Annotated in this window: 25 protein-coding genes; 15 read left to right on the top strand and 10 right to left on the bottom strand. The window is 64.7% G+C overall.

Annotation, left to right across the window (positions count from 1 at the left end):
* The first annotated feature begins 21 nt into the window (after positions 1 to 21).
* Entirely contained in the window at positions 22 to 1,863 is a 1,842-nt protein-coding gene (locus I3J27_RS26370; RefSeq protein WP_270161812.1) for a PHA/PHB synthase family protein, read from the top strand.
* On the opposite strand, the gene I3J27_RS26365 is transcribed toward I3J27_RS26370, so the two are convergent.
* A complete protein-coding gene (locus I3J27_RS26365) occupies positions 1,860 to 2,834 on the bottom strand; it encodes a CHAD domain-containing protein (protein ID WP_270161811.1) in 975 nt (324 codons plus the stop codon). The two genes, I3J27_RS26370 and I3J27_RS26365, sit on opposite strands and share 4 nt — an antisense overlap.
* A gap of 25 nt (positions 2,835 to 2,859) precedes the next feature.
* The gene (locus tag I3J27_RS26360; RefSeq protein WP_270161810.1) at positions 2,860 to 4,383 is read right to left on the bottom strand and encodes a bifunctional aminoglycoside phosphotransferase/ATP-binding protein; all 1,524 of its coding nucleotides are present in this window, start codon (positions 4,381 to 4,383) and stop codon (positions 2,860 to 2,862) included.
* 185 nt (positions 4,384 to 4,568) lie between these two features.
* On the opposite strand from I3J27_RS26360, the gene I3J27_RS26355 reads away from it, so the two are divergent.
* Both I3J27_RS26355 and I3J27_RS26350 read left to right on the top strand, forming a co-directional pair.
* Complete coding sequence (locus tag I3J27_RS26355) at positions 4,569 to 5,408, top strand: universal stress protein (protein WP_270172889.1); 840 nt, start codon at positions 4,569 to 4,571, stop codon at positions 5,406 to 5,408.
* A gap of 68 nt (positions 5,409 to 5,476) precedes the next feature.
* Entirely contained in the window at positions 5,477 to 8,170 is a 2,694-nt protein-coding gene (locus I3J27_RS26350; protein WP_270161809.1) for a bifunctional acetate--CoA ligase family protein/GNAT family N-acetyltransferase, read from the top strand.
* A 9-nt stretch (positions 8,171 to 8,179) separates the two neighbouring features.
* On the opposite strand, the gene I3J27_RS26345 is transcribed toward I3J27_RS26350, so the two are convergent.
* Together I3J27_RS26345 and I3J27_RS26340 are read right to left on the bottom strand one after the other, a co-directional pair.
* Positions 8,180 to 8,662: a phage holin family protein gene (locus tag I3J27_RS26345; RefSeq protein ID WP_270161808.1), complete on the bottom strand. Its 483-nt coding sequence runs from the start codon at positions 8,660 to 8,662 to the stop codon at positions 8,180 to 8,182.
* On the bottom strand, positions 8,663 to 8,920 hold the full coding sequence (locus I3J27_RS26340; protein ID WP_270161807.1) for a hypothetical protein: 258 nt from the start codon (positions 8,918 to 8,920) through the stop codon (positions 8,663 to 8,665).
* Between the two features lie 195 nt (positions 8,921 to 9,115).
* Here I3J27_RS26340 and I3J27_RS26335 point away from each other — a divergent pair, with 195 nt between their 5' ends.
* From I3J27_RS26335 to I3J27_RS26325, 3 genes are read left to right on the top strand one after another with little or no spacing between them, the layout of a single operon-like run.
* The gene (locus tag I3J27_RS26335) at positions 9,116 to 10,252 is read left to right on the top strand and encodes an ABC transporter permease (protein WP_270161806.1); all 1,137 of its coding nucleotides are present in this window, start codon (positions 9,116 to 9,118) and stop codon (positions 10,250 to 10,252) included.
* Positions 10,253 to 10,254: 2 nt separating this feature from the next.
* Entirely contained in the window at positions 10,255 to 11,022 is a 768-nt protein-coding gene (locus I3J27_RS26330; RefSeq protein WP_270161805.1) for an ABC transporter ATP-binding protein, read from the top strand.
* A gap of 3 nt (positions 11,023 to 11,025) precedes the next feature.
* Entirely contained in the window at positions 11,026 to 12,129 is a 1,104-nt protein-coding gene (locus I3J27_RS26325; RefSeq protein ID WP_270161804.1) for an ABC-type transport auxiliary lipoprotein family protein, read from the top strand.
* Between the two features lie 6 nt (positions 12,130 to 12,135).
* Here I3J27_RS26325 and I3J27_RS26320 read toward each other — a convergent pair whose 3' ends face one another.
* A complete protein-coding gene (locus I3J27_RS26320) occupies positions 12,136 to 12,453 on the bottom strand; it encodes a c-type cytochrome (protein ID WP_270161803.1) in 318 nt (105 codons plus the stop codon).
* Between the two features lie 151 nt (positions 12,454 to 12,604).
* Here I3J27_RS26320 and I3J27_RS26315 point away from each other — a divergent pair, with 151 nt between their 5' ends.
* The 3 genes from I3J27_RS26315 to I3J27_RS26305 all read left to right on the top strand — a co-directional run bounded on the left by I3J27_RS26315 (position 12,605) and on the right by I3J27_RS26305 (position 14,554).
* Positions 12,605 to 13,318 (top strand): helix-turn-helix domain-containing protein, encoded by a 714-nt coding sequence (locus I3J27_RS26315; RefSeq protein WP_270161802.1) that lies wholly within the window; start codon positions 12,605 to 12,607, stop codon positions 13,316 to 13,318.
* Between the two features lie 96 nt (positions 13,319 to 13,414).
* Positions 13,415 to 13,549: a hypothetical protein gene (locus I3J27_RS26310; protein ID WP_270161801.1), complete on the top strand. Its 135-nt coding sequence runs from the start codon at positions 13,415 to 13,417 to the stop codon at positions 13,547 to 13,549.
* A gap of 276 nt (positions 13,550 to 13,825) precedes the next feature.
* Complete coding sequence (locus I3J27_RS26305) at positions 13,826 to 14,554, top strand: Crp/Fnr family transcriptional regulator (protein WP_270161800.1); 729 nt, start codon at positions 13,826 to 13,828, stop codon at positions 14,552 to 14,554.
* A 10-nt stretch (positions 14,555 to 14,564) separates the two neighbouring features.
* Here the strand turns inward: I3J27_RS26305 and I3J27_RS26300 are convergent, their stop codons facing one another.
* Complete coding sequence (locus I3J27_RS26300; protein ID WP_270172888.1) at positions 14,565 to 15,341, bottom strand: cyclase family protein; 777 nt, start codon at positions 15,339 to 15,341, stop codon at positions 14,565 to 14,567.
* 295 nt (positions 15,342 to 15,636) lie between these two features.
* Here I3J27_RS26300 and I3J27_RS26295 point away from each other — a divergent pair, with 295 nt between their 5' ends.
* The 4 genes from I3J27_RS26295 (at position 15,637) to I3J27_RS26280 (ending at position 19,351) form a co-directional block, all read left to right on the top strand.
* Complete coding sequence (locus I3J27_RS26295) at positions 15,637 to 16,608, top strand: TRAP transporter substrate-binding protein (RefSeq protein ID WP_270161799.1); 972 nt, start codon at positions 15,637 to 15,639, stop codon at positions 16,606 to 16,608.
* An 80-nt stretch (positions 16,609 to 16,688) separates the two neighbouring features.
* Positions 16,689 to 17,237 carry a TRAP transporter small permease gene (locus tag I3J27_RS26290; protein ID WP_270161798.1) on the top strand — a complete coding sequence of 183 codons (549 nt, stop codon included), beginning with the start codon at positions 16,689 to 16,691 and terminating at the stop codon, positions 17,235 to 17,237.
* The gene (locus tag I3J27_RS26285; RefSeq protein WP_270161797.1) at positions 17,228 to 18,520 is read left to right on the top strand and encodes a TRAP transporter large permease; all 1,293 of its coding nucleotides are present in this window, start codon (positions 17,228 to 17,230) and stop codon (positions 18,518 to 18,520) included. The genes I3J27_RS26290 and I3J27_RS26285 overlap by 10 nt, the downstream gene beginning before the upstream one ends.
* A 24-nt stretch (positions 18,521 to 18,544) precedes the next feature.
* Positions 18,545 to 19,351: an SDR family NAD(P)-dependent oxidoreductase gene (locus I3J27_RS26280; protein WP_270161796.1), complete on the top strand. Its 807-nt coding sequence runs from the start codon at positions 18,545 to 18,547 to the stop codon at positions 19,349 to 19,351.
* A 14-nt stretch (positions 19,352 to 19,365) separates the two neighbouring features.
* Here I3J27_RS26280 and I3J27_RS26275 read toward each other — a convergent pair whose 3' ends face one another.
* Genes I3J27_RS26275 through I3J27_RS26260 form a run of 4 tightly spaced genes read right to left on the bottom strand, consistent with a single transcriptional unit; the run spans position 19,366 to position 23,650 of the window.
* Positions 19,366 to 20,064 carry a molybdate ABC transporter substrate-binding protein gene (locus tag I3J27_RS26275; protein ID WP_270161795.1) on the bottom strand — a complete coding sequence of 233 codons (699 nt, stop codon included), beginning with the start codon at positions 20,062 to 20,064 and terminating at the stop codon, positions 19,366 to 19,368.
* Entirely contained in the window at positions 20,061 to 22,193 is a 2,133-nt protein-coding gene (locus tag I3J27_RS26270; RefSeq protein WP_270161794.1) for a xanthine dehydrogenase family protein molybdopterin-binding subunit, read from the bottom strand. The genes I3J27_RS26275 and I3J27_RS26270 overlap by 4 nt, the downstream gene beginning before the upstream one ends.
* A complete protein-coding gene (locus I3J27_RS26265) occupies positions 22,190 to 22,660 on the bottom strand; it encodes a (2Fe-2S)-binding protein (protein WP_270161793.1) in 471 nt (156 codons plus the stop codon). Before I3J27_RS26265 ends, I3J27_RS26270 begins: the two co-directional genes overlap by 4 nt.
* 15 nt (positions 22,661 to 22,675) lie before the next feature.
* Positions 22,676 to 23,650, bottom strand: coding sequence for a Bug family tripartite tricarboxylate transporter substrate binding protein (locus tag I3J27_RS26260; RefSeq protein WP_270161792.1), 975 nt, complete (start codon positions 23,648 to 23,650; stop codon positions 22,676 to 22,678).
* A 233-nt stretch (positions 23,651 to 23,883) separates the two neighbouring features.
* Between I3J27_RS26260 and I3J27_RS26255 the strand changes: the two genes are divergently transcribed.
* Together I3J27_RS26255 and I3J27_RS26250 are read left to right on the top strand one after the other, a co-directional pair.
* Positions 23,884 to 25,974: a molybdopterin oxidoreductase family protein gene (locus tag I3J27_RS26255; protein WP_270161791.1), complete on the top strand. Its 2,091-nt coding sequence runs from the start codon at positions 23,884 to 23,886 to the stop codon at positions 25,972 to 25,974.
* Between the two features lie 135 nt (positions 25,975 to 26,109).
* A complete protein-coding gene (locus I3J27_RS26250; RefSeq protein ID WP_270161790.1) occupies positions 26,110 to 26,892 on the top strand; it encodes an enoyl-CoA hydratase/isomerase family protein in 783 nt (260 codons plus the stop codon).
* Positions 26,893 to 26,973 lie beyond the last annotated feature (81 nt).

The raw sequence follows: 26,973 nt of genomic DNA, 5'->3' as shown, positions 1-26,973 counted from the left end.
AGTCCGCAGGAACATTTCGCCATGAGCGTCGTGCAGATATTTCCACGGGCTGAAGAGCCGGCGGCGCGGCCTGTCTCGGACGATCCCGTTGTCGTCTCCCCGAGACCCGAAAGGCAAGCAAGCAAGCCGGTTGCGGCCGATTCCCTGCCTCCACCGGAGCCATACACTCTCGACCGCGCCTTCCACGCGATGTTGGCCCGTTTCACAGGTGGGATATCGCCGGCGGCGTTGTCGCTCGCCTGGCTCGATTGGAGTTTGCATCTCGCCGCAGCGCCGGAGCGCCGGATCGAGATCGCGCGCAATGTCCTGCGCGATTCCCGCCGCTTCATCGAAGCCGCCGCGCATGCGACGTCGCCGGGGCAGGAGCCGTGGTCCGTGATTCAGCCACAGGGGCGGGATCGACGCTTCAAGGAACCGTCATGGGAGATCGCGCCGTTCAATCTGCTGGCGCAGGCGTTTCTGCTCGGGGAGCGCTGGTGGCACGATGCCGCGACCGGTGTGCGCGGCGTGTCGCGCGCAAATGAGGCCATCGTCGAGTTTTCGATGCGCCAGATGCTCGACACGCTGGCGCCGTCGAATTTCGCGGCGACCAATCCGCAGGTGCTGGAGAAGGCATTCCGGAGCGGTGGCGAGAATTTCGTGTTCGGCTGGCAGAATTGGTGCAGCGATCTGATGCGCCTGTTCTCGGCCGCAAAGCCGGCGGGCGACGGGCAATTTGTCGTCGGCAAGACGGTGGCGGTGTCGCCTGGCAAGGTCGTGTACCGCAACGAGCTGATCGAGCTGATCCAATATTATCCGACGACTGCGCAAGTGCGGCCGGAGCCGATCCTGATCGTGCCGGCCTGGATTATGAAGTACTACATCCTCGATCTGTCGCCGCAGAATTCGCTGGTCAAACATCTGACCGGTCAGGGCTTCACCGTGTTTGCGATTTCATGGCGCAACCCGGATGCGAAGGACCGGGATGTCGCGTTCGACGACTATCGCAAGCTCGGCGTGATGGCCGCGCTGGACACGATCGGCCGGATCATTCCGGACCGGACGATCCATGCGCTCGGTTATTGCCTGGGCGGAACGTTGTTGTCGATCGCTGCCGCCGCGATGGCGCGCGATGGCGACAAGCGGCTGGGCACCGTCACACTCCTTGCCGCCCAGACCGATTTCACCGAGGCAGGCGAATTGACGCTCTTCATCAACGAGAGCCAGGTCGCCTTCCTCGAAGATGCGATGTGGCAGCGCGGCTATCTCGATACGACGCAGATGGCCGGCGCGTTCCAGCTGCTGCGTTCCAACGAGCTGATCTGGTCGCGGCTGTCGCATGACTATCTGATGGGCGAGAGCGCGCCTCCGAGCGACCTGATGGCCTGGAATGCCGACGCGACGCGGCTTCCCTATCGCATGCACTCAGAATATTTGCGCAAGTTGTTCCTCGACAATGATCTGGCCGAAGGCCGCTATCGCGTCGAGGACAGGAGTATTTCACTTTCCGACATTCATACGCCGATGTTCGTGGTCGGCACGGTCGCCGATCACGTCGCGCCGTGGCGGTCCGTCTACAAAATCCATTATCAGGTCGATGCCGATGTGACCTTCCTGTTGACCAGTGGCGGCCACAACGCCGGCGTGGTCGCGCCTCCCGAGGAGCCCGGGCACAGCTATCAGGCCATGACCAAGGCCATGGACGCGCCCTATGTCGGCCCGGACGAATGGCTGGAGTTGGCGCCGCATGTCGAGGGATCGTGGTGGCCGGAATGGACCGACTGGCTCACGGCGCGTTCGGGCGAGCCCCGCGACCCACCGCAGATCGGGCTTGGAGACGTCTCCGGCCTGCCCGATGCGCCAGGAGACTACGTCAAAACCTAATCCTCGGGCTCAGCATTCGGCGCGAGGTCGGAGGAGCGGAACGGCTTGGCTTCGTCCAGTTTCCGGTAGGCTTTCGAAGCGGTTCGCAGCAGTTTCTTCTCCCGTTTGCGATTGAGGAAGCGAATTCCCGCCTCCGGCACGGCCTCGTTCAGTGAGGCCGCCAGCGTCTGCCCTCGCGCATCGTCGTTCAACTGTCCCAGCGACTTTTGCGCCTTGCGCAACTGCTTGAGGATGGCCTTCTGCTTCGTCAACGATTCGTCGGCGAACAAATCCTCGAGCGATTCGACCGAATAGGTCAGCCGCTTGTTGAGAAGTCGCAGCTTGTGCCGCTTTTCCACATCGAGCTTGCGGAGCTTTCGCGCCTTCTTGAGCAGCGTCGTTTCCCATTCGGTGAGTTGCGCCGTCGCGTGGTCGGCAAGCGAGCAGCGGCGCAGCCTGATGGCCTCCTTGCTGCGCCTCGTCGACCAGGGGCCGCTCTCGATCCAGCCGGAGGTCTGCTCGACGAGACGGCGGTACCGCGCCGATTGCAGTGCGCGTGCGAGCAGGCGGTGGCTCTCGGCGCGCTTCTCGTCCCAATGCTGAAGCTCTGCAATCACATCGAGCTCGCCGCCGCTCTCGGCGATGACCCGGTCGATCGCCACGTCGAGGTCCCTGACCATGCCGAGCTGGCTGTTGAGCCATTTCAGCTCGGCCCAGACTTCAGGCCGTAGCGCGTCATCGACCATGGGCGAGAAGAAGCGGATGGCGGTGCGCAGATGCGTCAGGGCGATCCGGATCTGGTGCAGCGCCTCGGGGTCGCCGCGGCAGGTGCCGTCATGCTGGGCGAGGACGGCATCGAGATGACGGCGGGCGATGATCCGGAATGCGGTGTCGCAGGCCATGCCGGGGCTGAGGCGGCCGGGCAGGGCGTTACGCCGCGCCGCGGGCCGGGCGCGAGCGGTCGCAGTCGAACTCGTGGTGGATCGTGCCATCCTAGCCCGCGCCAATCAGATTGCCTTATTTGCCCTCAGCGATCGCGTCCCGGCAGCGCTGAAGCGTCTGCGCTCGTGTCCCGGATGCATCGATCGTCGCCCAACCGAGATGGCCGATATTATAGTGCTCTTGCAACGCGGCAACCTCTTGCGTGGCGTCGGACGCATCGCTGTGGCGGCTGCCGATTCGCGCCTGCCGGGTCGCGAGGTCCGCGACAAGAAATAGTCCGTTGAGCGGCACGCCGCACGCGAGTGCCAGGGCAGCCAAATCGTCCCGTTCGGACTCGCTTGCAAAGACGGCATCGACGATAACGGAATGACCCTGCGCCAGCACCTGCCGGGCGCGCTGCATCAGAACCTCGTAGACCTGCGCCGTCACCTCGGGCCGATACGTGGACGGCGGCAGCCGCTCGGTGTGTCCCACCTGAAACAGCTGCTTGCGAATGACGTCGCTGCGCAGCACGATAGCGCCCGGTTGCGGCACCACAGTGGGCGCCAGCGCGCGGCTGAGCACGGATTTGCCGGTGCCCGACAGTCCGCCAACTGCGATCAGGCGGGGAGCTGGCGGATGGATCAGCGCCCGGGCGAGGTCGAAATAACGGCACGCCTCGCCGAGAATGCCGGGGCCGTCGGCGTCAGGTCGCGTCAATCGCGCCAGCGCCACCTGTGCACGGATCGCCGCGCGAATGGACATGAACAGCGGCAGCGCTGCCAGCGCGTCGAGGGTCTCAACGGGCGCTGCGGCCAGATACCGGTTCAGGACGAGGTTGGCTGCCACCGACTGGTCGTAATGCAGCAAATCCATCAGCGTGAACGCAAGATCGTAGAGCACGTCCACCGTCGCCATCTGCGGGTCGAACTCGATCGCGTCGAACAGCACGGGCTGCCGGTCGATCAGCACGATATTGGCAAGGTGCAGATCGCCGTGACAGCGGCGCACGAAGCCCTGGCGCGCACGTTCCTTCAGTGCAGCGCGGACGCGCAGGAAAGCCTGGTGGGAGGCTTCGCCAAGCGGCCCGACCGCGGCCGCCTCGAGATGGTCGCCATGGCGCAGGCCGGCGCTGTTGCCGTCAATCAGGGCGGGAATGGAATTGACCCACGCCGTGCCATCCGAGATCGTCGCTTTTTCGTGCGATGCTGTGATCGCGTCTGCAATGGCCGCGGCCAGCTCCGCGTCCAGCGGCCCGGCCTTGGCCAGATGGTCCAGCGTCCGGCTTTCGTCGAAGCGGGACATGTCGACCGCATATTCGACCGGACGGCCGCGACCGCCGATCTTGATCGATCCATCCGGCTCCTCCGTGATCGCCACGACGCGGCGATAGATTTGCGGCGCGAGCGGCCGGTTGAGCCTGATCTCCTCCTCGCAGGCCGCCTTGCGCTTTTCGAGCGTCGAATAGTCGAGGAACGGAAACATGACAGCCCGCTTGATCTTCAGCGCGCGGGTGCCGTCGAGAAACACCGAAGCCGCGTGCGTGTCGATCCGCTTCACGCCAGGCAGCTCGCTTAGCGCTCGGAAGACCCGTTCCTGGGTGGCAGAATCGTCCGTCATCTCGCGGGCTTATCCGGATGCGTCAGCAGCAAGGCGGCAGGCTAACCCTTAGGGCTGGATCGCGGCCAGTCCTTGACATCAGTCAAAACCTGTCGTTGGCCGGGCTGTGTGGCATTTCCCGCCTTGAGCAGGATCAAGCATCCCCGACGAAAGACGGCTTATCTTGGCCGGCAAGGAGAACCCTGATGCCCATCAAGGACGTCTTTCTGCCGCTCGTCGGTCAACCGCACGAGCCGACCCTCGCGGCGATCGAGACATGCGTAGCTCTCGCCGCCGATCTCGGCGCCAGGATCACGGCGCTCGCGCTCGAGGAAGACGTCTTCGTGCGGCCGAAGGTCATACTCCCCGACGATCAGGATTCTGCGGAGGCCAGCGGCTCGCGCGAGCCAGGCGACGTGCAGCAACTCCTGAACGCCTTCACCCGTGCAGCCTCCCGAGCCAACATTCGCGCCCAAAGCAGGTCGGCCAAGGTGCCGGTTGACCAGATCGCGTCGATCCTGGCCGAGCACGCGCGTTTCAGCGATCTCGCGCTGGTCCCCGTCAAGCCGCATGACAGCAGAACCGAGCACATCATCGAAACGTTTCTGTTCGAATCCGGCCGGCCCCTGCTGCTCTGCCCGGAACAACATGTCGACAAGCTGCGACCCGAATTCGAGAATGTCATGATCGCCTGGGATCATTCCGCCCGCGCCGCGCGGGCAGTCGGCGATGCGTTGCCGATCCTTCAGGCTGCCACCTCGGTCCGTGTGGTGACCGTGGCGGACGACAAGACCGACGCGATCACGCAATCGGGCCTGAGTCTCGTCCATCACCTCAGGGAACACGGGATCTATGCCTCGTTCGAGGCGGTGAAGGGCAGCGGCAGCTCGATCAGCAAGGTGCTCGGAAGCTGGGCGAATTCCCATGCCATCGACGCGATCGTGATGGGCGCCTACCATCATTCGCGCCTGAACGAGATCGTCTGGGGCGGTGTGACAAAGACCGTCATTGGCCAGCCACCGTGCTGGGTTATGATCTCGCACTAGCCGCATCGTCAGTTGCCGGCCTGATCTTCAACCATCGGAACCGCCACCGATCGGATGCATTTGCAGTCATGTCCACCTATCGTCTGAAGAATCTGCTGTCGCCACGGTCGGTCGCGCTTGTCGGGGCCAGCGCACGTCCGGTCTCCGTGGGGCGTGCGGTGCTGGAGAACATCCGCAAGGCCGAATTCAAGGGCCAGTTCGGTCTCGTCAATCCGCGCCATGCCGAGATCGGCGGCATCGCCGCGGTCAAGAACCTGGACAAGCTGGACTTCGTGCCCGAGCTCGTGGTTATCACCGCGCCCGCGCGCGAGGTTCCCGGCATCATCGATCAGGCCGGGCGTCGCGGTACGGCGGGTGCGCTGATCGTCTCGGCCGGGCTCGGCCATGGACCGGGATCCCTGCATGAGGCCGCAATCGCCGCGGCCCGCAAATACGGCATGCGGCTGATCGGGCCGAACTGTCTCGGCATCATGATGCCCGGCGTCAGCCTCAATGCCAGCTTCGCCGCGCACATGCCCGGCGCGGGCAACCTCGCGCTGATCTCGCAATCGGGCGCGATTGCCGCCGGCATGGTCGATTGGGCCGCGCAGCGCGGCGTCGGCTTCTCCGGCATCGTCACGATCGGCGATCAGATCGATGTCGATATTGCCGATCTGCTCGACCATTTCGCGATGGATCACAAGACCCGCGCGATCCTGCTCTATATCGAAGCCATCAAGGATGCGCGCAAGTTCATGTCGGCCGCACGTGCCGCAGCGCGCGTGAAGCCGGTCGTCGTGGTGAAGTCCGGCCGCATGGCGCAGGGGGCGAAGGCCGCCGCGACGCATACCGGCGCGCTCGCCGGCGCCGACGCCGTCTATGATGCCGCATTCCGCCGCGCGGGCGTTCTTCGGGTCTCCGATCTGCGCGAGCTGTTCGACTGCGCCGAGACGCTCGGCCGTGTCGAATCGCCGACGGGAAAGCGTCTCGCCATCCTGACCAATGGCGGCGGCATCGGCGTCCTCGCCGTCGATCGGCTGGTCGAGCTTGGCGGAATTCCGGCGACCATCTCGGCAGAGGCCCGCGAAAAACTCGACGGCGCGCTGCCGCCGACCTGGTCCGGCGCAAATCCCGTCGACATCGTCGGTGATGCCGATGCATCGCGCTACGCGGCGGCGCTGGAAGTGCTGCTCGCCGATTCCGACAATGACGCAATCCTGGTTCTCAACGTGCAAACGGCGATTGCCTCGGCGACCGACATCGCGGCGACCGTGACGGAGCTCGTCGGTAAATATCGCGAGCGGCACCGCAGTTGGGCTAAGCCCGTGCTGGCCGCATGGGTCGGAGCCGATCAGAACATCATTCAAGCGCTCTCAGGCGCCGGCGTTCCGAACTATCCGACCGAGGATGACGCCGTGCGCGGCTTCATGCATCTGGTTCGGCACCGCGAAGTGGTCGAAGAGCTGAGCCAGGTTCCGCCAGCGATGCCCGACACTTTCGTGCCCGACGCCCGGGCCGCCCGGCAGATCGTCGCCGCGGCCATTGCCGACGGCCGCCAATGGCTCGATCCTGTCGAGATCAAGCATCTGCTCGAAACTTACGACATTGCGATGGTGCCGACCTGTGCCGCGACCGATGTCGAGCAGGCGGTGGCCTATGCGAATGAAATGTTCGCGCAGGGCGCCACCGTCGTGCTGAAGATCATGTCGCGCGACATCATCCACAAGTCGGACGTCGGCGGTGTCGTTCTCAACCTGACGACGCCGGAGGCCGTGCGCGCGGCGGCCACGGACATTCTCGCGCGCGCGAGGAAGCTGCGCCCCGAAGCCCGCATCGAGGGCGTCGTCGTGCAGGCGATGGTCGTCAAGGCGAAGGCGCGCGAGCTGATCCTGGGTCTCGCCGACGATCCCACCTTCGGCACCGTCGTCGTGTTCGGCCGCGGCGGGACGGCCGTGGAGATCATCAACGACAAGGCACTGGCGCTGCCGCCGCTCGATCTGCAGCTCGCCCGCGACCTGATCGATCGCACGCGCGTGTCACGGCTGCTGAAGGCCTATCGGGACGTGCCCGCGGTCAAGCCGGACGCCGTCGCGACAGTGCTGGTCAAGCTCGCCCAGATGGCGGCCGACATCCCCGAGATCCGCGAATTCGACATCAACCCACTGCTGGCTGACGAGACCGGCGTGACCGCGGTCGATGCCCGTGTCGCGGTGGGGCCTGCGCAGCGGAAATTCGCAGGCTCCGGCCCGGCCAACTTCGCTGTCCGTGCCTATCCGTCGCAATGGGAGCGCCGCCTGGCGTTGAAGGGCGATTGGCGTATCTTCGTGCGGCCTCTGCGCCCCGAGGACGAGCCGACCATCCACGAGTTCCTGCGTCACGTCACGGCGCATGACCTCCGCCTGCGCTTCTTCGCGCCGATGAAGGAGTTCACCCACGAATTCATCGCGCGCCTGACCCAGCTCGACTATGCGCGCGCGATGGCCTTCATTGCGTTCGACGAGGAGACCGGCGAGATGGTGGGCGTGGTCCGGCTTCATTCGGACTCGGTCTACGAGAGCGGCGAATACGCAATCCTGCTGCGGTCCGATCTCAAGGGCAGAGGTCTCGGATGGACCCTGATGCAGCTCATCATCGACTATGCGCGGTCGGAAGGGCTGAAAGCGATCTCGGGCGACGTGCTCAAGGAGAACAGCGTGATGCTGGAGATGTGCCGGCAGCTCGGTTTCGAGGTGAAGCCGGATCCGGCCGAGCCCGACATCTGCGACGTCCGGCTCAAGCTCTGAGCGCTTCCATTACGAACGCGCTTCGGGCGAAGCCGCAGCTTCCTTCGAGGTCTTCCGCAAGCCCTTAACGATGATCGCGATCAGCGGCACTAGCACCGGCACAATTGTGCCGAGCGGATGGTGAACCGCGCCGCTCACCTGAACCTGAAGCGCGCGTGCCTCGAGCTGAAGGGCTTCGATGGAGGCGCCGTGGATTTCATTGGCGAGTTCGATGTCGCGGCCGGATGGAGACCGGCCGGCGACGACAAACAACATCGCCGCGATGACGAAATTGATCGCGCCGAGAGCGGCGGCCGCGGCGATCGCGCTCCAGATCTGCACCAGTGCGAAATAGGCCGACAGCTCCAGCATCAGAAGCCCGAATGCGGCGATCAGCGCCGCAAAGGCGCGCAGGCCGAGGCCCATCAGCAGATGGCGCAGCCTGATGTCCGCGATGATCCTGTCGGTGCGCCACAGCACCCGCAGATGCTTGACGACGTTCTCCGTATTCACCTAGTGCCTCCTCAGCATGAAGCCGACGACCACGCCGAGTGCGAAGGCGGAGGCGAGCGACGTGATCGGGCGCTCTGCAACGAGGTCCTGAAGCTGCTCCTCTTCGTCGCTGACGGTCTCGCCGAGCTCGGCAAGCGCGGCCTTGATCTGGTCGGCCAGAGCTTCGGCCCGGTCTTTCGAACTGTCGAACATCTCCTCGCCGACGCTGCTCAAGAGGCGCGTGACATCCACCTTCAGCGTTCTCAGTTCTTCGCTCATCCTGTCACTATCGAACATGGATTTGATGCCTCCATTGAATGAGAACAAACCTAAGACCGGTCGGCGGGGCCGCGCTTGATTTGCGTCAAGACGCGGGGCGCGACCCCCGGTCTTGAGACAGGTCAACCCGGTCGCCACATGCTGGCCTAGAAGTCCCGGCTGAATGGGGACCGATTGTCCCGACGAGGTGGAAGCGTGAACTCCGAACCGCTGTTGCTGGCAACGCCCTCCGGCGATGTGCTGAAATTGCGCCCGGAAGGGCCGTGGACTGCCGCCAACGTGTCGGTGCTCGAGACGCTGTCCCGTTCGGTCGGCGCGGACGTCGATCGATCCCTCGCGGTGACGCTGGATATGTCGGGCGTCAGCGCGCTCGACACGCTCGGCGCCTGGGTCCTGGAGAAGCTGTCGCGCCGGGCCGCATCGTCTGGCAGACCGGCCGAATTCGTCGGCGTCGCCGATCATTTCAGCGGCCTGATGGACGAGGTGCGTCAGGTCAACCGCCATACGCCGGCGCCGGCCGCCGCGCCAAATCCTGTCTTGCTCAGGCTCGGCGATCTCGGCAAGTCCGCGGTCGGTGCGCGCGAGGACATCACGATCTTTCTGCAAATGCTCGGCGCGTTGTTCGTGGCCGTGATCGGCGTGCTGCGCCGGCCACGGTCGCTACGGCTGACCTCGCTGGTCTACCAGCTCTACCGCATCGGCTGGCAGGCCATCCCCATCGTCGTGCTGATCACGTTCCTGATCGGTGCCATCATCGCCCAGCAGGGGTTCTTTCATTTTCTTAGGTTCGGTGCGGAGTCCTACACGGTCGACATGGTCGGCATCCTCGTGCTGCGCGAGCTCGGCGTGCTGATCGTTGCCATCATGGTTGCGGGACGTTCGGGCAGCGCTTACACCGCCGAGCTCGGCTCGATGAAGATGCGCGAGGAGATCGACGCGCTCTCGACCATGGGGCTCGATCCCGTCGACGTCCTGATCCTGCCGCGTGTCGCGGCGCTCGTCATCGCGCTGCCGATCCTAGCGTTCATCGGATCGATCGCGGCGCTCTATGGCGGCGGCCTGGTCGCGCAGTTCTACGGCGATATGGGGCCCGCGATCTACATCGCGCGGCTGCATGAGTCCATCTCCGTCACCCATTTCGAGGTCGGCATCCTGAAGGCGCCGTTCATGGCGCTGGTGATCGGGATCGTCGCCTGTAGCGAGGGCTTGCGCGTGAAGGGCAGCGCGGAATCGCTGGGACGGCAGACCACGACGTCGGTGGTGAAGTCGATCTTCCTGGTGATCGTTCTCGATGGCCTGTTCGCGATCTTCTTCGCCTCGATCGGAATGTGATGATGGACGCGACGCAAGAGGAGTTGGCTATCCGCGTCCGCGACCTCGTGGTCGGCTTCGGCCGCCAGACCGTGCTCGACCATCTGTCGCTCGATGTCCGCAGGGGCGAGATCCTCGGACTGGTGGGGGCGTCCGGCGGCGGCAAGTCGGTGTTGATGCGCACCATCATCGGCCTCATCCCGTGCCAAGGCGGCACCATCGAGGTCATGGGACAGCCCATCGGCGGTCGCAAGGACGGCGCGGCCACGACGTGGGGCATCCTGTTCCAGCAGGGCGCGCTGTTCTCCTCGCTGACGGTCCGCCAGAACGTGCAGTTTCCGCTCCGCGAAAATCTGGTGCTCTCGCAGGAGCTGATGGACGAGATCGCGATCGCCAAGCTCGAGATGGTCGGGCTGCGGGCGCAGGACGCCGACAAATATCCATCGGAGCTTTCCGGCGGCATGACCAAGCGCGTGGCACTGGCGCGCGCGCTCGCGCTCGATCCGCCGATCCTGTTTCTGGACGAGCCAACCTCCGGCCTCGATCCGATCGCCGCTGGCGATTTCGATGCGCTGATCGGCACGCTGCAAAAGACCCTGGGGCTGACCGTGTTCATGGTCACCCATGACCTTGCGAGCCTGACCACGGTCTGTGACCGCGTCGCCGCGCTCGCAGACGGCAGGATCGTCGCGATCGGCCCGATGCGCGAACTGCTGCAATCCGAGCATCCCTGGGTGCGCGCCTATTTCCACGGCAAGCGCTCGCAGATGCTCCAACACGAGATGAGATGAGACATGGAAACCCGCGCTCCCTATGTGCTGATCGGCAGTTTCGTGCTGGCGGCGATCATTGCGGTATTCGGCTTCGTCTATTGGCTCAACAACACCGGCGGCATCGGGCCGCGCACGAACTATCACGTGCAGTTCCAGGGACCGGTGCCGGGCTTGCTGGTCGGTGCCGGCGTGCTATTCAACGGCATCCGGGTCGGCGAGGTGACCCAGCTTGGACTCGCGCCGGACAACCCGCGCTTCGTCAATGCGACGATCTCGGTCGCCGCGACGACACCGGTGCGCACCGACACCAAGGTCGGGCTTGATTTCCAGGGATTGACCGGCGTGCCCGTGGTGACGCTGGAGGGCGGGATGATCGTCGCCAAATCCGGCGAGCCCCTGACCTTGATCGCCGAGGCCGGCGCAGGCCAGAGCATGACGCAGGCCGCGCGCGACGCGCTGCGGCGGGTCGACACGGTGCTGGAGGACAATTCCGGACCGCTGAAGGACACCATCGCCAATTTGAAGACGTTCTCCGACGGGCTGGCGCGCAACACCGGCAAGATCGACGGCATCTTGGCGGGCCTCGAGAAGATGACCGGCGGCGGGACGCCTGCACAGAAGATCACCTACGACCTGCGCACGCCGCAGAATCTGGGACCAGTCGGCAAGACGCTGTCCGCGTCATTGGCCATTCCCGAGCCGACCGCTGTCGCGATGCTTCAGACTCAGCGCATGCTGTTCGCACCCGGCGGCGACAATCCGGGCTTTGCAGACTTCCTCTGGGCTGACAGCATTCCAAAGCTGGTACAGGCCCGGCTGATCGACAGTTTCGAGAACTACGACATCGCCCACGCACCTTTGCGCACGAGCGATCTCGGCCAGGCGGACTACCAGCTCCTGATCGACATCAGGCGCTTCCGGATCGCCACCGAGGGCGAGACGCGGGTCGAGATCGGGCTGTCGGCGCGGATCGTCGACAAGACCGGCAAGGTGATTGCCTCGCGCCTCATCGAGGCCGGCGAAAAGCTCGACAAGGTCGAGCCGGCCGCGGCGGTCGCCGCATTCGATGTGGCCTTTGTCCGCATCGCCAAGGAGCTGATCGGCTGGACGGTGCAGGCGGTCTGACGCCTTTTATTCCAGCGTCTTCAGGTAGGACAGGAGATCGTGGATCTGGTCCGGGTCGAGCTCGAAGGCGGGCATGCTGGGGTGTCCGGTCGAGATACCTTCGGCCAGTGCCTCCTCGAGGGCCTCGATCGGATAGCGATTGTGCAGCGTACGCAACGGCGGCGCGATCTTGAGCGGGCTCCTCGACCCACGGTCGATGGCGTGGCAGCGCGCGCAATTGGCTTGCGCAAAAGCCTTGCCGCGTTGTTCGGCGGTCGGGGCCGCCAGCGCAGGCGTGATCAGAAGCAGCCCGATCAGGCCGTGACGCAGTGCGCTTTGCAGCATGGAAAGTCATCCCATCGAACTCTGCGGGCAGAATAAGGCGGCCATGCCCACCAAAATTGATCTGGATCAATCGCCTTTGGCGCAGTGCAGTAAAATGCCGTTCGCGCGGTGGACTCGGCCTGATGTGGGCAGCCGGCGTTTGGAGCGGTGGATGAAGGCTTCCGTGGTGACGATCGAGCCGAACGGGCATTTCTGTAGCGATTGTGCGGTCCGCGATTTCGCGGTCTGCTCGTCGCTGGACCCGGCCGAGCTGAGGGAATTCGAGCATCTCGGGCGCCGCGTCCATTTTGACGGAGGCGAGACCGTCTTCTCCGAGGAGGACATCACGACCTCCTTCTACAATCTCCTCGATGGCGTCATGCGGCTTTACAAGCTGCTTCCCGATGGAAGACGGCAGATCGTGGGGTTTGCGCTACCAGGCGATTTCCTGGGGATGAATATTTCCGGCCGGCACAATTTTTCGGCAGATGCAATCGGCGCGGTGACGGTGTGCCAGTTCGCAAAAGTGCCCTTTGGCCGTTTCATCGAGGACCGGCCGCATCTGTTGAGGCGGATCAACGAGCTGGCGATTCGCGAGTTGAGCCACGCGCGCGATCACATGGTCCTGCTCGGTCGGCGCTCGGCCGACGAGAAGATCGCGACCTTTCTGCTGGGCTGGCGCGACCGTCTGCTCTCACTGAAGGGATTGTCGGACACGGTTCCGCTGCCGATGAGCCGGCAGGACATCGCCGACTATCTGGGTTTGACCATCGAAACCGTCAGCCGCACCTTCACCAAGCTGGAGCGTCACGGGGTGATCGAGATCATTCATGGCGGCATCAGCCTGCTCGATCCGGCCAGGGTCGAGGCCCTGGCCGCGGCCTGACGCCCGATCCCGTCGCAGCGGCCCCAATTTTGATCCTGATCAATGACGGCAGCCGCGCGTCGCTGACAATGCCCAAGACAATCGGGGGAGGGCATCATGCCGACCGACGCGCTGCTCGTGACTATCATTGTCGTGGCCATCTTTGTCACATTCGCCGGGGCTCTGGCTTGGGCAGACCGGCAGACAAGCGCGGGCCGGCTCGACCCGGCCGCCAGGCGTCGCAATCCCTGAGATCCAGCCGCCGTTTTCTGCGGTATGTGCTGCAGGTGGTGTCGCCACAGTCAGCTCTTGGCCGCTCGGCAGCGCCTCAACGCAATCCGGCGCGCGATTGCTGCAACTCTGCATCGACGGGGACGCATTGGCTCATCCTCCGGGTGCGGACTTCGCGCCAGCGCGGGCTTTTCCGCGCATTTGCCTCAAACAGCGCGCATGCTTTGTGGTTGAAAAGCCCGGCAACGTTGACTACGCAGGAACTCCAGTGCCTCGCAGTCTTAGGAGCCCAGCGGCGTGCCTCAGGACAAGACCGGCGACCCCCGACAAGCTGCGGGCAACAAATTATCGGTCCTGCGCAAGCACCCGATCTTTGCAGATCTGGAGCCGGAGGCGCTTGATCAGCTCTGCCGCTATGCCAAGCACACCACGGTCAAGCGCGGCGCGACGATCGCGGCCAAGGGCGATCCCGGCAACAATCTGTTCGCGGTGATCACGGGGACAGTGAAGATCTCCTCTTCGTCCCCTGATGGCCGGAACGCCATTCTCAATCTGATCGGCCCCGGAGAAATCTTTGGCGAGATCGCAGTTCTCGACGGCGCGCCGCGTTCGGCGGACGCGACCGCCAACACCAATTGCGAGCTCTACATCATCGATCGCCGGGACTTCCTGCCATTCGTGAAGAGCCAGCCGGCGCTGGCGATGAAATTCATCGAGTTGCTCTGTGCGCGCCTGCGCTGGACCAGCCAGCAGGTGGAGCAGGTGATCCTGCAAAATCTTCCAGGCCGGCTCGCAAGCGCGCTGCTCGGTCTCACCGAAGAGCGCAAGTTCGACTCCGGCAGCGGCACGCTCGCCATCACGCAGCAGGAGATCAGTGAGATGGTGGGCATGACGCGAGAGAGCATCAACAAGCAATTGCGCGCCTGGGCCGGACGCAACTGGGTTCGCCTCGAGCACGGCGCCATCGTCGTGCTCGATACCGATGCGCTGCGCGAGCTCGCCGAGAGCGGCCTCGACGGCGAGTGAATATTTTCGCCTAATCGTCGATGATGGCGACCGCGCGGGTCCAGCCCGCGGAGGCCCGCTCGATCTTCACCGGGAAGCATGAGACCGTGAACCCGGTCGAAGGCAATTGATCGAGATTGTGCAGCTTCTCGAGATGGCAGTAGCCGATGTGCCGTCCCGCCTTGTGGCCTTCCCAGATCAGGCCGGCATCCTTCGTTTCGGCATATTTCTTCGCGGTGTAGACGAACGGCGCATCCCAGCTCCAGCCGTCGGTGCCGGTCAGCCGCACGCCGCGCTCGAGCAGATACATGGTGGCTTCATAGCCCATGCCGCAACCGGAGTTGACGTAATCGGCCCGGCCGAACTTCGCGCCGGCACTGGTGTTGACGACGACGATCTCCAGGGGAGACAGCGTGTGGCCGATGCGCTTCAACTCGGTCTCGACGTCGTCGGCTGTCACCACGCGGCCGTCCGGCAGGTGCCGGAAGTCGAGCTTCACGCCGGGCTGAAGGCACCAATCCAGCGGCACCTCGTCGATCGTCCATGACCGCTCGCCGCGGTTCATGGTCGGATGGAAGTGCCAGGGCGCGTCGAGATGGGTGCCGTTGTGGGTGGACAGCGAGACCTGCTCGACGGCCCAGCCCTGGCCATCCGGCAGATCGTCTGCCTTGAGCCCGTCGAAAAACTGGAGCATGCGGGGCAGGCCCTGCTGGTGATCGATATACTGGATCGTCGGATGGTTGCCTGGCGGATCGGCCGTCACGTCGTTTCTGAGCGGCACCGAAATATCGATCAGCTTCCGCGGCATGGGCATTCCCTCGGGGTAGTCCGCTGTGTCTGTCATCTTGAGGGGCCTCGATTGCCGGCGTCAAGTCACGGGCTGGCGACGTCAGCGTGCCCGCCTTACCCCCCATAATGCGAATTGCGCCAGAAATTGATCGATGCAACTGTTGCATTGATCGATGCCGGATTTGGCTTGGACAGAGAATGCCGCCCGCCCTAGGGACGACATTGGCGCTTGACTTCACGACTGAGGTGGAGCGACCCAAGGCGGCTCGCAGCACTTGCCGACAACGACATAATCAACCCAGGAGGAAGCCTAGATGAAGACACTCACCGGTATCATCACAGCCGTTGCACTGGCGCTCTCAGCGCCCCTGGCGACTGCTCGCGATTTCCGCTCCGCCGACGTCCACCCCGCCGATTATCCGACCGTCGAGGCCGTCAAGTTCATGGGCAAGCAGCTCGCGACGGCGAGCGGCGGCAAGCTCGGCGTGAAGGTGTTTCCCAACGGCGCCCTGGGATCCGAGAAGGACACCATCGAGCAGCTCAAGATCGGCGCGCTCGACATGATGCGGATCAACTCATCGCCGCTCAACAACTTCGTGCCCGAGACCATCGCTCTCTGCCTGCCGTTCGTCTTCCGGGATACGCAGCACATGCGCACCGTCCTCGACGGGCCGATCGGCGACGAGATCCTGGCGGCCATGGAGCCCGCAGGCCTGGTCGGCCTTGCCTATTACGACAGCGGCGCCCGCTCCATCTACACCGTCAAGGCGCCGGTCAAGTCGCTCGCGGACCTCAAGGGCCTGAAGATCCGCGTCCAGCAGTCCGACCTGTGGGTCGGCATGATCCAGAGCCTCGGGGCCAACCCGACGCCGATGCCGTATGGCGAGGTCTACACCGCGCTCAAGACCGGCCTCGTGGACGCTGCCGAAAACAACTGGCCTTCGTACGAATCCTCGCGCCATTTCGAGGCCGCCAAGTTCTACAACGTGACCGAGCACTCGCTGGCGCCCGAGGTTCTCGTGATGTCCAAAAAGGTCTGGGACACCTTGAGCAAGGAGGACCAGGCGATGGTCCGCAAGGCGGCCAAGGAATCGGTGCCGGTCATGCGCAAGCTCTGGGACGAGCGCGAGCAGGCCTCCCGCAAGACGGTCGAAGCGGCCGGGGTTCAGGTCGTCACGATCGCCAACAAGGCAGAATTCGTCGACGCGATGAAGCCGGTGTACGACAAGTTCGCCGGTGACGAGAAGCTGAAGGGCCTCGTCAAGCGCATCCAGGACACGAAGTAAGACTGTAAGCGTCGGGGTCCGGTGTTGCCGCGAGGCGGCACCGGACCTTCGCAAGGAGACGCTGGCAAGGAGACGCTGGAATGACAGACCCACATGTCGCAGACCACGAGCAGGAGGTCGCCGGGCGCCCGTCGACCGGCCTGTTGTCGCGAATCAATGCCGTCGTCGCTCGCTTGGGCATGTATCTGTCGGTGACCGGGCTGCTCGTCATCGTCACCATCGTGTTCTACCAGGTGTTCGGACGCTACGTGCTCAATTCCAGCCCGACCTGGACCGAGAACCTTGCGCTGGTCCTGATCCTCTATGTCACGCTGATCGGCGCCGCGGTCGGCGTGCGCGATGCCGGGCACATCGGCATGGACAGTCTGCTGGTCATGCTCCCGGATCACATGCGCGAGAAGATCGAACTCGTGATCCACGTTCTGGTGGCGATTTTCGGCGTGGCGATGGTCTACAATGGCTGGATTCTCGGTGCGTCGGTCGGGACCGTGCATATCCCCAATCTCGGCCTGCCTGAGGTCATCCGCTACGTGCCGCTGATTGCCTCCGGCGTCCTGATCGTCTCCTTTTCCATCGAGCACATCATTGCTCTCCTGCGCGGCGAAGAGGTCGTCCCCTCATGGAACTGATTATCCTCGGCGCCACCTTCTTCGGCTTCCTGATCCTTGGCGTCCCGGTCGCCTTCGCGATCGGCCTCTCGGCGATCTGCACCATCCTGTACGAAGGCCTGCCGGTCGCCGTCATCTTCCAGCAGATGATGTCGGGGATGAACATCTTCTCGTTCCTCGCGATTCCCTTCTTCGTCTTCAGCGGTGAGCTGATGCTGCATGGCGGCGTTGCCGACAAGATCGTGCAGCTCGCCAAGAATCTGGTCGGACACATCCGCGGCGGTCTCGGCATGTCGAACGTGGTCGCCTGTACGCTGTTCGGCGGCGTCTCCGGCTCGCCGGTCGCCGACGTGTCGGCGATGGGCGCGGTGATGATCCCGATGATGAAAAAGGAAGGTTTCGACACCGACTACGCCGTCAACGTCACCACTCACGCCTCGCTGGTCGGAGCCTTGATGCCGACCAGCCACAACATGATCATCTATGCGCTCGCCGCCGGCGGCAAGGTCTCGATCGGCGCGCTGATCGCCGCCGGCCTCCTGCCGGCGCTGGTGCTGATGGTGTGCATGCTGGTCGCCGCTTACGCGGTCGCGGTGAAGCGCGGCTATCCGGCCGGCAAATTCCCGGGCTGGGCCGAGGTATTCCGCTCGTTCGCGGCCGCAATGCCCGGCCTTCTGATCGTCGGCATCATCCTGACGGGCATCCTGTCGGGCGTCTTCACGGCAACCGAATCCGCAGCCGTCGCGGTCACCTACACGATCCTGCTGACGTTCTTCATCTACCGTACCATGACCTTGCCGAACTTCCTGCGGGCGGCGGCCAAGGCGGTGAAGACGACGGGCGTGGTGCTGCTGCTGATCGGCGTCTCCACCATGTTCCAGTATTTGATGGGGCTCTATGAGGTGGCCGACCTCGCCGGCGCCATGATGAGCAAGGTGTCGTCGCAGCCCTGGGTCATCTTCCTGCTCATCAACGTCATCCTGTTCGTGCTCGGCACGTTCATGGACATGGCGGCGACCATCCTGATCTGCACCCCGATCTTCCTGCCGATCGCGATGAAGGCAGGCATGGATCCGGTGCAGTTCGGCATGCTGATGCTGATCAACTGCGCGCTGGGGCTGAACACCCCGCCGGTCGGAACCACGCAATTCGTGGGCTGCGCCATCGGCGGCATCTCGGTCGGCGCGGTGATGCGCACCATCCTGCCGTTCTACGCCGCCCTGATCGCTGCTCTGATGTTCGTGACCTACGTCCCCGCATTCTCGCTGTGGCTGCCCCGCCTGCTGATGGGCTACAAGGGATAGCAGCAACACAGGGAGACTCTGTCAGTGACTGACTATCGCAAGCTCTTCGATCTCACCGGCAAGACGGCCGTGGTGCTCGGCGCCGCATCGGGCATCGGCAAATCGTCGGCCGAGGCGCTGGCCGGGCTCGGCGCTCGTGTCGTTTGTGCCGATCGCGCGCTTGACGCCGCGGAGGCGACCGCCGCCGGCATTCGGGACAAGGGCGGCTGGGCGGAAGCAGCTGGCTGCGATGCCGCGAGCGCTGCGGACGTCAATGCGCTGGCCAGGGCCGTGATGCAGAAATTTCCACGGCTCGATATCGCCGTGACGACGCCTGGGCTCAACATCCGCAAGACCATCCTCGACTACACCGAGGAGGATCTCGACCGCGTCCTCAACCTCAACGTCAAGGGCACAGTCTGGTTCTTCCAGGCCTTCGGCCGCATTATGGTCGCGCAGAAGGGCGGCAGCATCATCGCCTGCTCCTCGGTGCGCGCGGTGACGATCGAGCCGGGCCTTGGCGTCTACGGTTCGACCAAGGCCGCGATCGGCCTCTTGGTGAAGGGCTTTGCCTCCGAGGTCGGCCATGCCGGCGTGCGCGTCAACGCGATCGCGCCGAGCATCGCCGAGACCGCGCTGACCGGTCCGTTCAAGCAGCGCCCCGACATCTACAATCTCTACGCCGGCCACACCGTGTTCAACCGCTGGAGCAGCGCCGACGAGGTCGCGACCGCTGTGGCCTATCTCGCCTCGGACGCCGCCAGCTATGTCAGCGGCAGCACGCTGTTCGTCGACGGCGGCTGGACCGCGGTCGACGGCCCTCCGACCGGCCTCACCCAGCTGCACAAATAGGCGGCCATCCGCATCTAGCCGGCAAAGCCCACGCGCTGGCGCAGCTCCTTGTGATCTGCGCCAGTCAGCAGCGCGATGAGTGCGGCCGCCTCGCTCGGATGCGTGGCCCGCGTTGTCACGCCGGCGGTGTACATCGTCACCAGCTCGCAGCCCGGCGGCAGAGACCCCGACAGCGCGATGCCATCGGTCGCGATGATCTCGGTCGCCTGGGTGCAGCCGATCGGATGCGTCGCGGTTGACGATGCAAGCTCGCGCATCGCGGTCGCGCCGTTCGGAAAAATCTTGAGGCGCGATGCGACCTCATAGGCGATGCCGAGCCGATCCAGCACCTTTGCGAAATGTTGTCCCGCGGTCGAAGCCTTCATGTCGGGGACGTGGATCGCGTTGGCTGCCCGCAGCACCTCGCGCAAATCGGCTTCGGTCTTCACCGCGACCTTGGGATCGCGACTGCGAACCGCCAGTGCAGTCTCGACCCGGCCGACATCCGCAATCGAGGAGGGGATGACGAGCTTCTCCTGGGCAAGCTTTGCGAGGAGCGCCTGCGTCAGGATGACGAGATCGGCCGGCGTACCGGCGCGCAGCTTGTCGGCCATCACACCGACCGCGCCGAATGCGCCGTCGATGCCGAATCCGGTCTGCGTCTTGAAGGGCTCAGTGAGGCCGCGCACCAGTCCTTGCGCGGCGCCGCCGCTCAGGATGTTCACTGTCGTCATGATGCAAGCTCCATGGCTGCAATGATTCTGTCGCGCTTGATCGGCAGGTCTCGCACGCGCACACCGAGGCAATCGTAGACTGCATTGGCGATCGCCGCAGTCACCGGGCCGTGCGCGGCCTCACCGGCGCCGACCGGCTCGATCTCGGGCCGCTGGATGATCTCGACGTCCACCACCGGCACCTCGCTGAAGGTGAGGATCGGATAGTCCGTCCAGGAGGTCGAAATGATGCGGGTCTGGTCGAAGCGGACGCGCTCCTTCAGCACCCAGCTCGTCGCCTGGATCGCGCCGCCCTCGATCTGGTTGATGACGCCATCCGGATTGATGGCCTCGCCGACATCGACCGCGAGCGTCAGCCGCGTCACGCGAATGTCGTCGGTGCCTTCGATCTCGGCAATCGCGGCGCAATAGGCCCCCGTGTTCTTGTAGCGGGCGAAGCCGATGCCATGACCGATGCCGGATCGCTTCTGCGGCTTCCATGCCGCGCGTCGCGCCGCGGCGAGGATGACGTCCTTTGCTCGCTCGTCGCGCAAATGCCGCAGGCGAAACGCGATCGGGTCCTCGTCGCGCAGCGCGGCGATCTCGTCAAGCAGGGATTCGATGGCGAACACGTTGCTTTGCCCGCCGAGAGTCCGCAGCGCCGAGGTGCGCACCGGCATGGTCAGCAGCCGGTGGCTCGTGATCGTCCAGGCCGGAAAGTCATAGAGCGGAACGGAGTTGCGGTCGCCACCGCCGCCATTGGCGGCCGGCGGGTTGGTCGAGATCATGCGCGGATAGGGGTTTGCGATCTCGGTCGCTGCGAGCAGTGCGGGCTGCGCCGCGCGCCCGGGCCGTGCCGCGTGGCCGTTGCTCCAGATCGCATGGCGCCAGCCGACGATCTCCTTGTCGGCATCGAGATCGGCCTCGATCTCGATCGCCATGGCCGCGCCGAACGGCGCGTGAGACATCTCGTCGTGGCGCGACCATTGCACGCGGACCGGACGACCACCGGCGGCTTTCGCCAGCAGCACGGCGTCGAGCGCGACGTCATCGGCGGCATTGTGCCCGTAGCAGCCGGCGCCCTCCATGTGCTCGACGACGATGTTTTCGACCGGCAATTTGAGCACGATGGCGAGATCGGCGCGCAGCAGGTAGACGCCCTGGCTGTGCGTCCAGACATGGACACGATCGCCGTTCCACCGGGCCATGGCGCAGGACGGCGCAATCGAGGCATGTGCGATGTAAGGGCGGGTGTATTGCTGTCGCAGGGTTTGAGCGTGCTTGGGCGTCGTGTCCGCAGTCCGGGTGTCGATGATGGTCGTTTCGACCGGCTGCCTCTTCAGGAATCCGGCGAGATCATCTTCATCGGGCAGCGGCTCGCCGGCCGACCATGTCGCGCCCTTGCGCAGGGCCTTCAGCGCAGCCTCGGCCGCCGCTTCGGTGTCGGCGATCACGCCGGCAAAGCCGCCGTCGCGGGCGATCGCGACGAGGCCGGGAACCGCGCGCGCCGCCGCTTCGTCGAGCGCGATCAATTTGGCGCCCGAGATGTCCGGCCGTAGCACACGTCCGTGCAGCAGGCCCGGCAGCGTGCTGTCATGAATGAAGCGCGGCCGTGCGAACACCTTGTCGGGAATGTCGACGCGCTGGACGGATTGTCCAGCGAGCCCGCGCTGGGTGACGCTCTTGGCTATCGCATCCGCCGTGGCGTCGTGGTCGAGCGAGACGTCATCAGCCAGCTCCCAATAGCTGGTGCTGACATTGCCGGGGCCCGAGATTGTGCCGTCATCGATACCGAGCAGCGCGGCATCGACGCCGAGGCGTTCCGATGCGGCGACGAGGAAGCGCCGGCGCACCTCGGCGCAGGCGTGGCGCAGCGCGCGGCCGGATTGCTGGATCGACAGGCTGCCCGAGGTGACGCCTTCGTTCGGGCTCGTCGCCGTCGAGGCGCGGACCATCTCGATCCGGACGATATCCACATCGAGCTCGTCCGCGGCGATCTGCGCCAGCGCTGTGACGATGCCCTGGCCGATCTCGACCTTGCCGGGCGAGATCACGACACGGCCTTCGCCGGTGAACGTCACCCAGGACGAGAGTCTTGGATTGGCGGCGAGGCTGACCGGCAGTTTCGGGGCAGGGGACGGTGCACTCATGACGTTGCCATCTCCGAGGCCGCCCCTAGTACGGCGCGGACCATGCGGTTATGCGACCCGCAGCGGCACAGATTGCGATCGAGCGCCGCTTTCACCTCCGCTTCCGTCGGCGACGGATTGCGCTTCAGCAGCGCCGCCGCGCTGATCAGGATGCCCGAGACGCAATAGCCGCATTGCATGGCCTGCTCGGCGATGAAGGCGCGTTGGAGAGGATGCGGTGCGTCCACTGTGCCGAGGCCTTCTACCGTGACGACGTCCTTGTCCGCGACCGACCACATCGGCATGTCGCAGGAGGCCATCGCGCGGCCGTCGACCATGACGTGGCAGGCGCCGCACTCACCGGCTCCGCAGCCGAAATGCGGGCCGGTGATGCCGAGCCGGCCGCGCAGCACGTCGAGCAATGTCTGATCCGGATCGGCGTCCACAGCCGTCGCGGCGCCGTTAAGCTGGAATTCAATGACAGGCATTACCGGTCTACGGCCTCACGACTTGTCGAATTTCTTGACGACATCGGCCCATTTCTCGATGTCGCCGCGCAGGAAACCGTCGAACTCCTGCGGCGTCATCAACATGGGTACGGCACCCTGCTCGGTCCAGAGTTTTATGATGTCGGGTCGCTTCACCATCGCGTTCACGGCAGCGTTGAGCTTGTCGATGACAGGTTTTGGCGTGCCCGCGGGCGCCATCAGGCCCAGCCAGATCGTCGCCTCATAGCCCGCGACACCCGCCTCGCCGGCGGTCGGCACGTTCGGCAGCACGATCGAGCGTTGCTGACCCGTTGTCGCGAGAGCGCGGACCTGGTTCTCGCCGATGTTCGGCGCCATCGCCGGCACCGCATCGATCATCATCTGCACCTGTCCGCCGATCACGCCGCTGCGCGCCTCGCCGCTGTTGCGGTAGGGGACGTGGACGACGTCGATGCCGGCCATGGCTTTGAACAGCTCGCCGGCCATGTGATAGGGCGTGCCCTGCCCGGAGGAGGCGTAGTTCAGCTTGCCGGGCTGCGCTTTGGCGAGCGCGATGAACTCGGCAAGCGTCTTCGCCGGCACTTGCGGGTTTACGACGATGACGAGATCGGAATAGTTCACCGGCGCGATCGGCGCGAGGTCGCGCATCAGCTCGTATTTGCGCTTGTCCGGCGTCAGCAGCGATTCGTTCGCGGTCTGGGTGTTGGACATCATCAGTAGCGTGTAGCCGTCGGCCGGCGACTTTGCCGCCTCGACCGTGCCGATGACGCCGCCCGCACCGGTGCGGTTCTCGATGACGAAGGGCTGGCCAAAGCTCTCCTGGAGCACGTTACCGATCAGCCGGGCCGCGACATCGGCCGGCCCGCCGGCGCCGAAGGGCACGACGATCCGGACCGCGTGGGTAGGGTATTCCTGTGCCAGGGACGGGGCTGCGGAGAACATGGCGAGCAAGCCGGCGGCCAGCGCCGGCATGAAGCTTCGGGCTGTCATGCCCACCTCCCTGATGTCGTTTTTATTGGCCGGTACTGTAGCGGCTGGGCGTGCGGACTGTCGACGCCTGACAAGGCCGATTTGGCAGGGAATATCGCGCGATTTGCGGTGTGACCACGCCATATTTCGCGGTCGCGGCAGGAACCGGCGGCGCATGCGGTTTGAGCAAATCGCATGGGCGCTGCCGGATAAATGCCCTCGGCTGACAGGTATTTTGGTGTTACGAAATTGACATGAACCAGCACGCCAAGATCGAGATCCGCCATTCGACCTGTCCGCACGATTGCCCGTCGGCCTGCGCCCTCGATGTCGAGGTGGTCGAAGGCCGTAGCATCGGCCGCGTTCGCGGTTCGAAAAAGCAGACCTATACGGCTGGCGTCGTCTGCGCCAAGGTCGCCCGCTATGCCGAGCGCATCCATCACCCCGAGCGGCTGATGTATCCGCTGCGCCGCACGGGTGCGAAGGGCTCGGGCGAGTTCGCACGGATTTCGTGGGACGAGGCGCTCGACGAGATCGCCGAGCGCTTCAACCAGGCCGAGCGCGAATTCGGCGCGGAATCGATCTGGCCCTATTACTACGCCGGCACGATGGGCCTGGTGATGCGTGACGGTCTCAATCGCCTCACGCATGTGAAAAGATATTCGCGCTTCTATCAGACCATCTGCGCCAATGTCGGGCGCATCGGCTTTGCGATCGGCACCGGCAAGATCGCCGGCGTCGATCCGCGCGAGATGGCGCTGTCCGATCTCGTCGTGATCTGGGGCACCAATCCCGTCAACACCCAGGTCAACGTGATGACGCACGCCGCGCGCGCCCGCAAGGAGCGCGGCGCCAGAATCGCGGCGATCGACATCTACGACAACGAGACCATGAAGCAGGCTGACATCAAGATCATCCTGCGCCCCGGCACCGATGGCGCGTTTGCCTGCGGCGTGATGCACGTCCTGTTCCGCGACGGCTATGCCGATCGCACCTATATGGACAAATACACCGACTGCCCCACCGAGCTCGAGGCGCATCTGCAAACACGCACGCCGGAATGGGCGTCTGCGATCTGTGGCGTGCCGGCGGCGGAGATCGAGGCCTTTGCCAAGGCGGTTGGCGAGACCAAGCGGACGTTTTTCCGCCTCGGTTACGGCTTCACCCGCTCGCGCAACGGCGCAGCGCAAATGCATGCGGCAAACTGCATTCCCGCGGTAACAGGTGCCTGGCAATATGAAGGCGGCGGCGCCTTCTTCAACAATTACGCGCTGTGGCATTTCAACGAATCCATCATCGAGGGCCACGACGCGATCGACAAGACCACGCGCGCGCTCGACCAGTCGCAGATCGGCCGCATCCTCACCGGCGATGCCGAGGCTCTGCTTGGCAAGGGTCCGGTCAAGGCGATGCTGATCCAGAACACCAACCCGATGACGGTGGCACCGGAGCAGGCGCTGGTACGCGAGGGTTTTGCGCGCGAGGACCTGTTCGTCGCGGTGCACGAGCAGTTCATGACCGAGACGGCGCTGATGGCGGATATCGTGCTGCCGGCAACCATGTTCATGGAGCATGACGACCTCTATTACGGCGGCGGCCACCAGCACATCTCGGTCGGACCGAAGCTGATCGACCCGCCCGGCGAATGCCGCTCGAACCACGAGGTGTTGCAGGCGTTGGCGCCGCGGCTTGGCGCCAGGCATCCGGGCTTCGAGCTGACGCCGCGCGAGTTGATCGACGCGACCTTGAAGCTGAGCAACCACGGTGACATTGGCGGCCTCGAAGCCGACCTCTGGCGCGATCTGCAGCCGGACTTCCGCACCTCGCATTATCTCGACGGCTTTGCCCATGCCGACAGGAAATTCCACTTCAGGGCGGATTGGGCGCATCCGCCGTTCGGCCAGACGATGGGCGATTTCGACAAGATGCCCGATCTGCCGGACCATTGGGCGGTGATCGAGCATAGCGACCAGGCTCATCCGTTCCGGCTCGCCACCAGCCCCTCGCGCAGCTTCCTCAACACCACCTTCAACGAGACGCCGTCTTCTCAGGCGCGCGAAGGCAAGGCCAGTGTGATGATTCACCCGCTGGATGCAGCCGTGCTTGGCATCGTCGATGGCGATGCGGTGACGCTCGGCAACAGCCGCGGCGAAACTTCGCTGATTGCCACGCTGTTCGAGGGCGTGCGGCGTGGTGTGCTGATCGCGGAGTCCGTGCATCCCAACAAGAATCATATCGGCGGCCGCGGCATTAATACTCTGACGGGAGCCGACACGATCGCGCCGATCGGTGGTGCCGCATTCCACGACAACAAGGTCTGGATCAAAAAAGCGGCCTCGGCCTGAGACGCATTCGCGCGCCGATCGTCTGCAAATTTGTGTCGAGGCGCTAAAGCGGCGCCGCGTCGCAGATTGCCCTTGCACCTGTCGCCCGGGCTGCCGCAAATGGCTGCCAAACGGGAGCAAGGAAGCGAGCGTGCCATGACCGATACCCAAGCCGTTATCACTGAAAAACGCGGGCAGGCGTTCTGGATCACCATCAACCGGCCGGAGAAACGCAACGCGCTGAACGGTGACGTCATCGCCGGCATCACCAGGGGCTATCGCGACGCGCATGACGACAAGGACGTCCGCGTCGTCGTGCTGACCGGCGCCGGCGACAAGGCGTTCTGCGCCGGCGCGGACTTGCAGAACTCCGGCGCGGCGTTCGCGATGGATCATTCCAAGCCGAATGTCGACTATGCCGATCTGCTGCGCCTGTCGCAGAACGCAACCAAGCCGGCGATTGCGCGCCTCAATGGCGTCTGCATGGCGGGCGGCATGGGCCTGCTCTGCATGACCGACATGGCGGTTGCTGCCGATCATGTTGTCTTCGGCCTGCCGGAGGTGAAGGTCGGCGTGTTTCCGATGCAGGTGCTGAGCCTGTTGCAGAACATCGCGCCGCCGCGCCTCGTCAACGAATGGGCGCTCACGGGCGAGCCGTTCGACGCGAAAGCGGCGCAAGGGGCGGGGCTGCTCAACTATGTCGTGCCCACAGCCGAGCTCGACGCCAAAGTCGACTGGCTGATCGGCCGCATCGTCGACAAATCCCCGACCGCGATCCGCCGCGGCAAGTATGCGATGCGCGCGATCGCCTCGATGTCGTTCGATGAGAGCATCGCCTACACCGAAAGCCAGATCGCGCTGCTCGCGATGACCGAGGACGCCAAGGAGGGGCTGAAGGCGTTCGGCGAGAAGCGGAAGCCGGTCTGGACGGGAAGGTAGAGGGGCGCTGCTGGTCGGTCCGTCGTCCTGAGGTGTAAGCGGTGCGATGCGGCTAGCATCGCACCTGAAGCCTCGAAGGGT

This window comes from Bradyrhizobium xenonodulans, from assembly GCF_027594865.1.
GTDB lineage: Bacteria > Pseudomonadota > Alphaproteobacteria > Rhizobiales > Xanthobacteraceae > Bradyrhizobium > Bradyrhizobium xenonodulans.
The sequence above is the reverse complement of the archived record's forward strand: the minus strand, read 5'-3'. Positions and strand labels throughout refer to the sequence as shown.

Bases quoted from the DNA above. Each gene is read 5' to 3' on its own strand.
- I3J27_RS26265 (WP_270161793.1), bottom strand. From the start codon at position 22,660: ATGCCTGTCATTGAATTCCAGCTTAACGGCGCCGCGACGGCTGTGGAC.
- I3J27_RS26370 (WP_270161812.1), top strand. From the start codon at position 22: ATGAGCGTCGTGCAGATATTTCCACGGGCTGAAGAGCCGGCGGCGCGG.
- I3J27_RS26275 (WP_270161795.1), bottom strand. From the start codon at position 20,064: ATGACGACAGTGAACATCCTGAGCGGCGGCGCCGCGCAAGGACTGGTG.
- I3J27_RS26285 (WP_270161797.1), top strand. From the start codon at position 17,228: ATGGAACTGATTATCCTCGGCGCCACCTTCTTCGGCTTCCTGATCCTT.
- I3J27_RS26340 (WP_270161807.1), bottom strand. From the start codon at position 8,920: ATGAGCGAAGAACTGAGAACGCTGAAGGTGGATGTCACGCGCCTCTTG.
- I3J27_RS26255 (WP_270161791.1), top strand. From the start codon at position 23,884: ATGAACCAGCACGCCAAGATCGAGATCCGCCATTCGACCTGTCCGCAC.
- I3J27_RS26300 (WP_270172888.1), bottom strand. From the start codon at position 15,341: ATGCCGCGGAAGCTGATCGATATTTCGGTGCCGCTCAGAAACGACGTG.
- I3J27_RS26295 (WP_270161799.1), top strand. From the start codon at position 15,637: ATGAAGACACTCACCGGTATCATCACAGCCGTTGCACTGGCGCTCTCA.
- I3J27_RS26260 (WP_270161792.1), bottom strand. From the start codon at position 23,650: ATGACAGCCCGAAGCTTCATGCCGGCGCTGGCCGCCGGCTTGCTCGCC.
- I3J27_RS26330 (WP_270161805.1), top strand. From the start codon at position 10,255: ATGGACGCGACGCAAGAGGAGTTGGCTATCCGCGTCCGCGACCTCGTG.
- I3J27_RS26290 (WP_270161798.1), top strand. From the start codon at position 16,689: ATGACAGACCCACATGTCGCAGACCACGAGCAGGAGGTCGCCGGGCGC.
- I3J27_RS26315 (WP_270161802.1), top strand. From the start codon at position 12,605: ATGAAGGCTTCCGTGGTGACGATCGAGCCGAACGGGCATTTCTGTAGC.
- I3J27_RS26270 (WP_270161794.1), bottom strand. From the start codon at position 22,193: ATGAGTGCACCGTCCCCTGCCCCGAAACTGCCGGTCAGCCTCGCCGCC.
- I3J27_RS26365 (WP_270161811.1), bottom strand. From the start codon at position 2,834: ATGGCACGATCCACCACGAGTTCGACTGCGACCGCTCGCGCCCGGCCC.
- I3J27_RS26355 (WP_270172889.1), top strand. From the start codon at position 4,569: ATGCCCATCAAGGACGTCTTTCTGCCGCTCGTCGGTCAACCGCACGAG.
- I3J27_RS26320 (WP_270161803.1), bottom strand. From the start codon at position 12,453: ATGCTGCAAAGCGCACTGCGTCACGGCCTGATCGGGCTGCTTCTGATC.
- I3J27_RS26250 (WP_270161790.1), top strand. From the start codon at position 26,110: ATGACCGATACCCAAGCCGTTATCACTGAAAAACGCGGGCAGGCGTTC.
- I3J27_RS26360 (WP_270161810.1), bottom strand. From the start codon at position 4,383: ATGACGGACGATTCTGCCACCCAGGAACGGGTCTTCCGAGCGCTAAGC.
- I3J27_RS26350 (WP_270161809.1), top strand. From the start codon at position 5,477: ATGTCCACCTATCGTCTGAAGAATCTGCTGTCGCCACGGTCGGTCGCG.
- I3J27_RS26325 (WP_270161804.1), top strand. From the start codon at position 11,026: ATGGAAACCCGCGCTCCCTATGTGCTGATCGGCAGTTTCGTGCTGGCG.
- I3J27_RS26310 (WP_270161801.1), top strand. From the start codon at position 13,415: ATGCCGACCGACGCGCTGCTCGTGACTATCATTGTCGTGGCCATCTTT.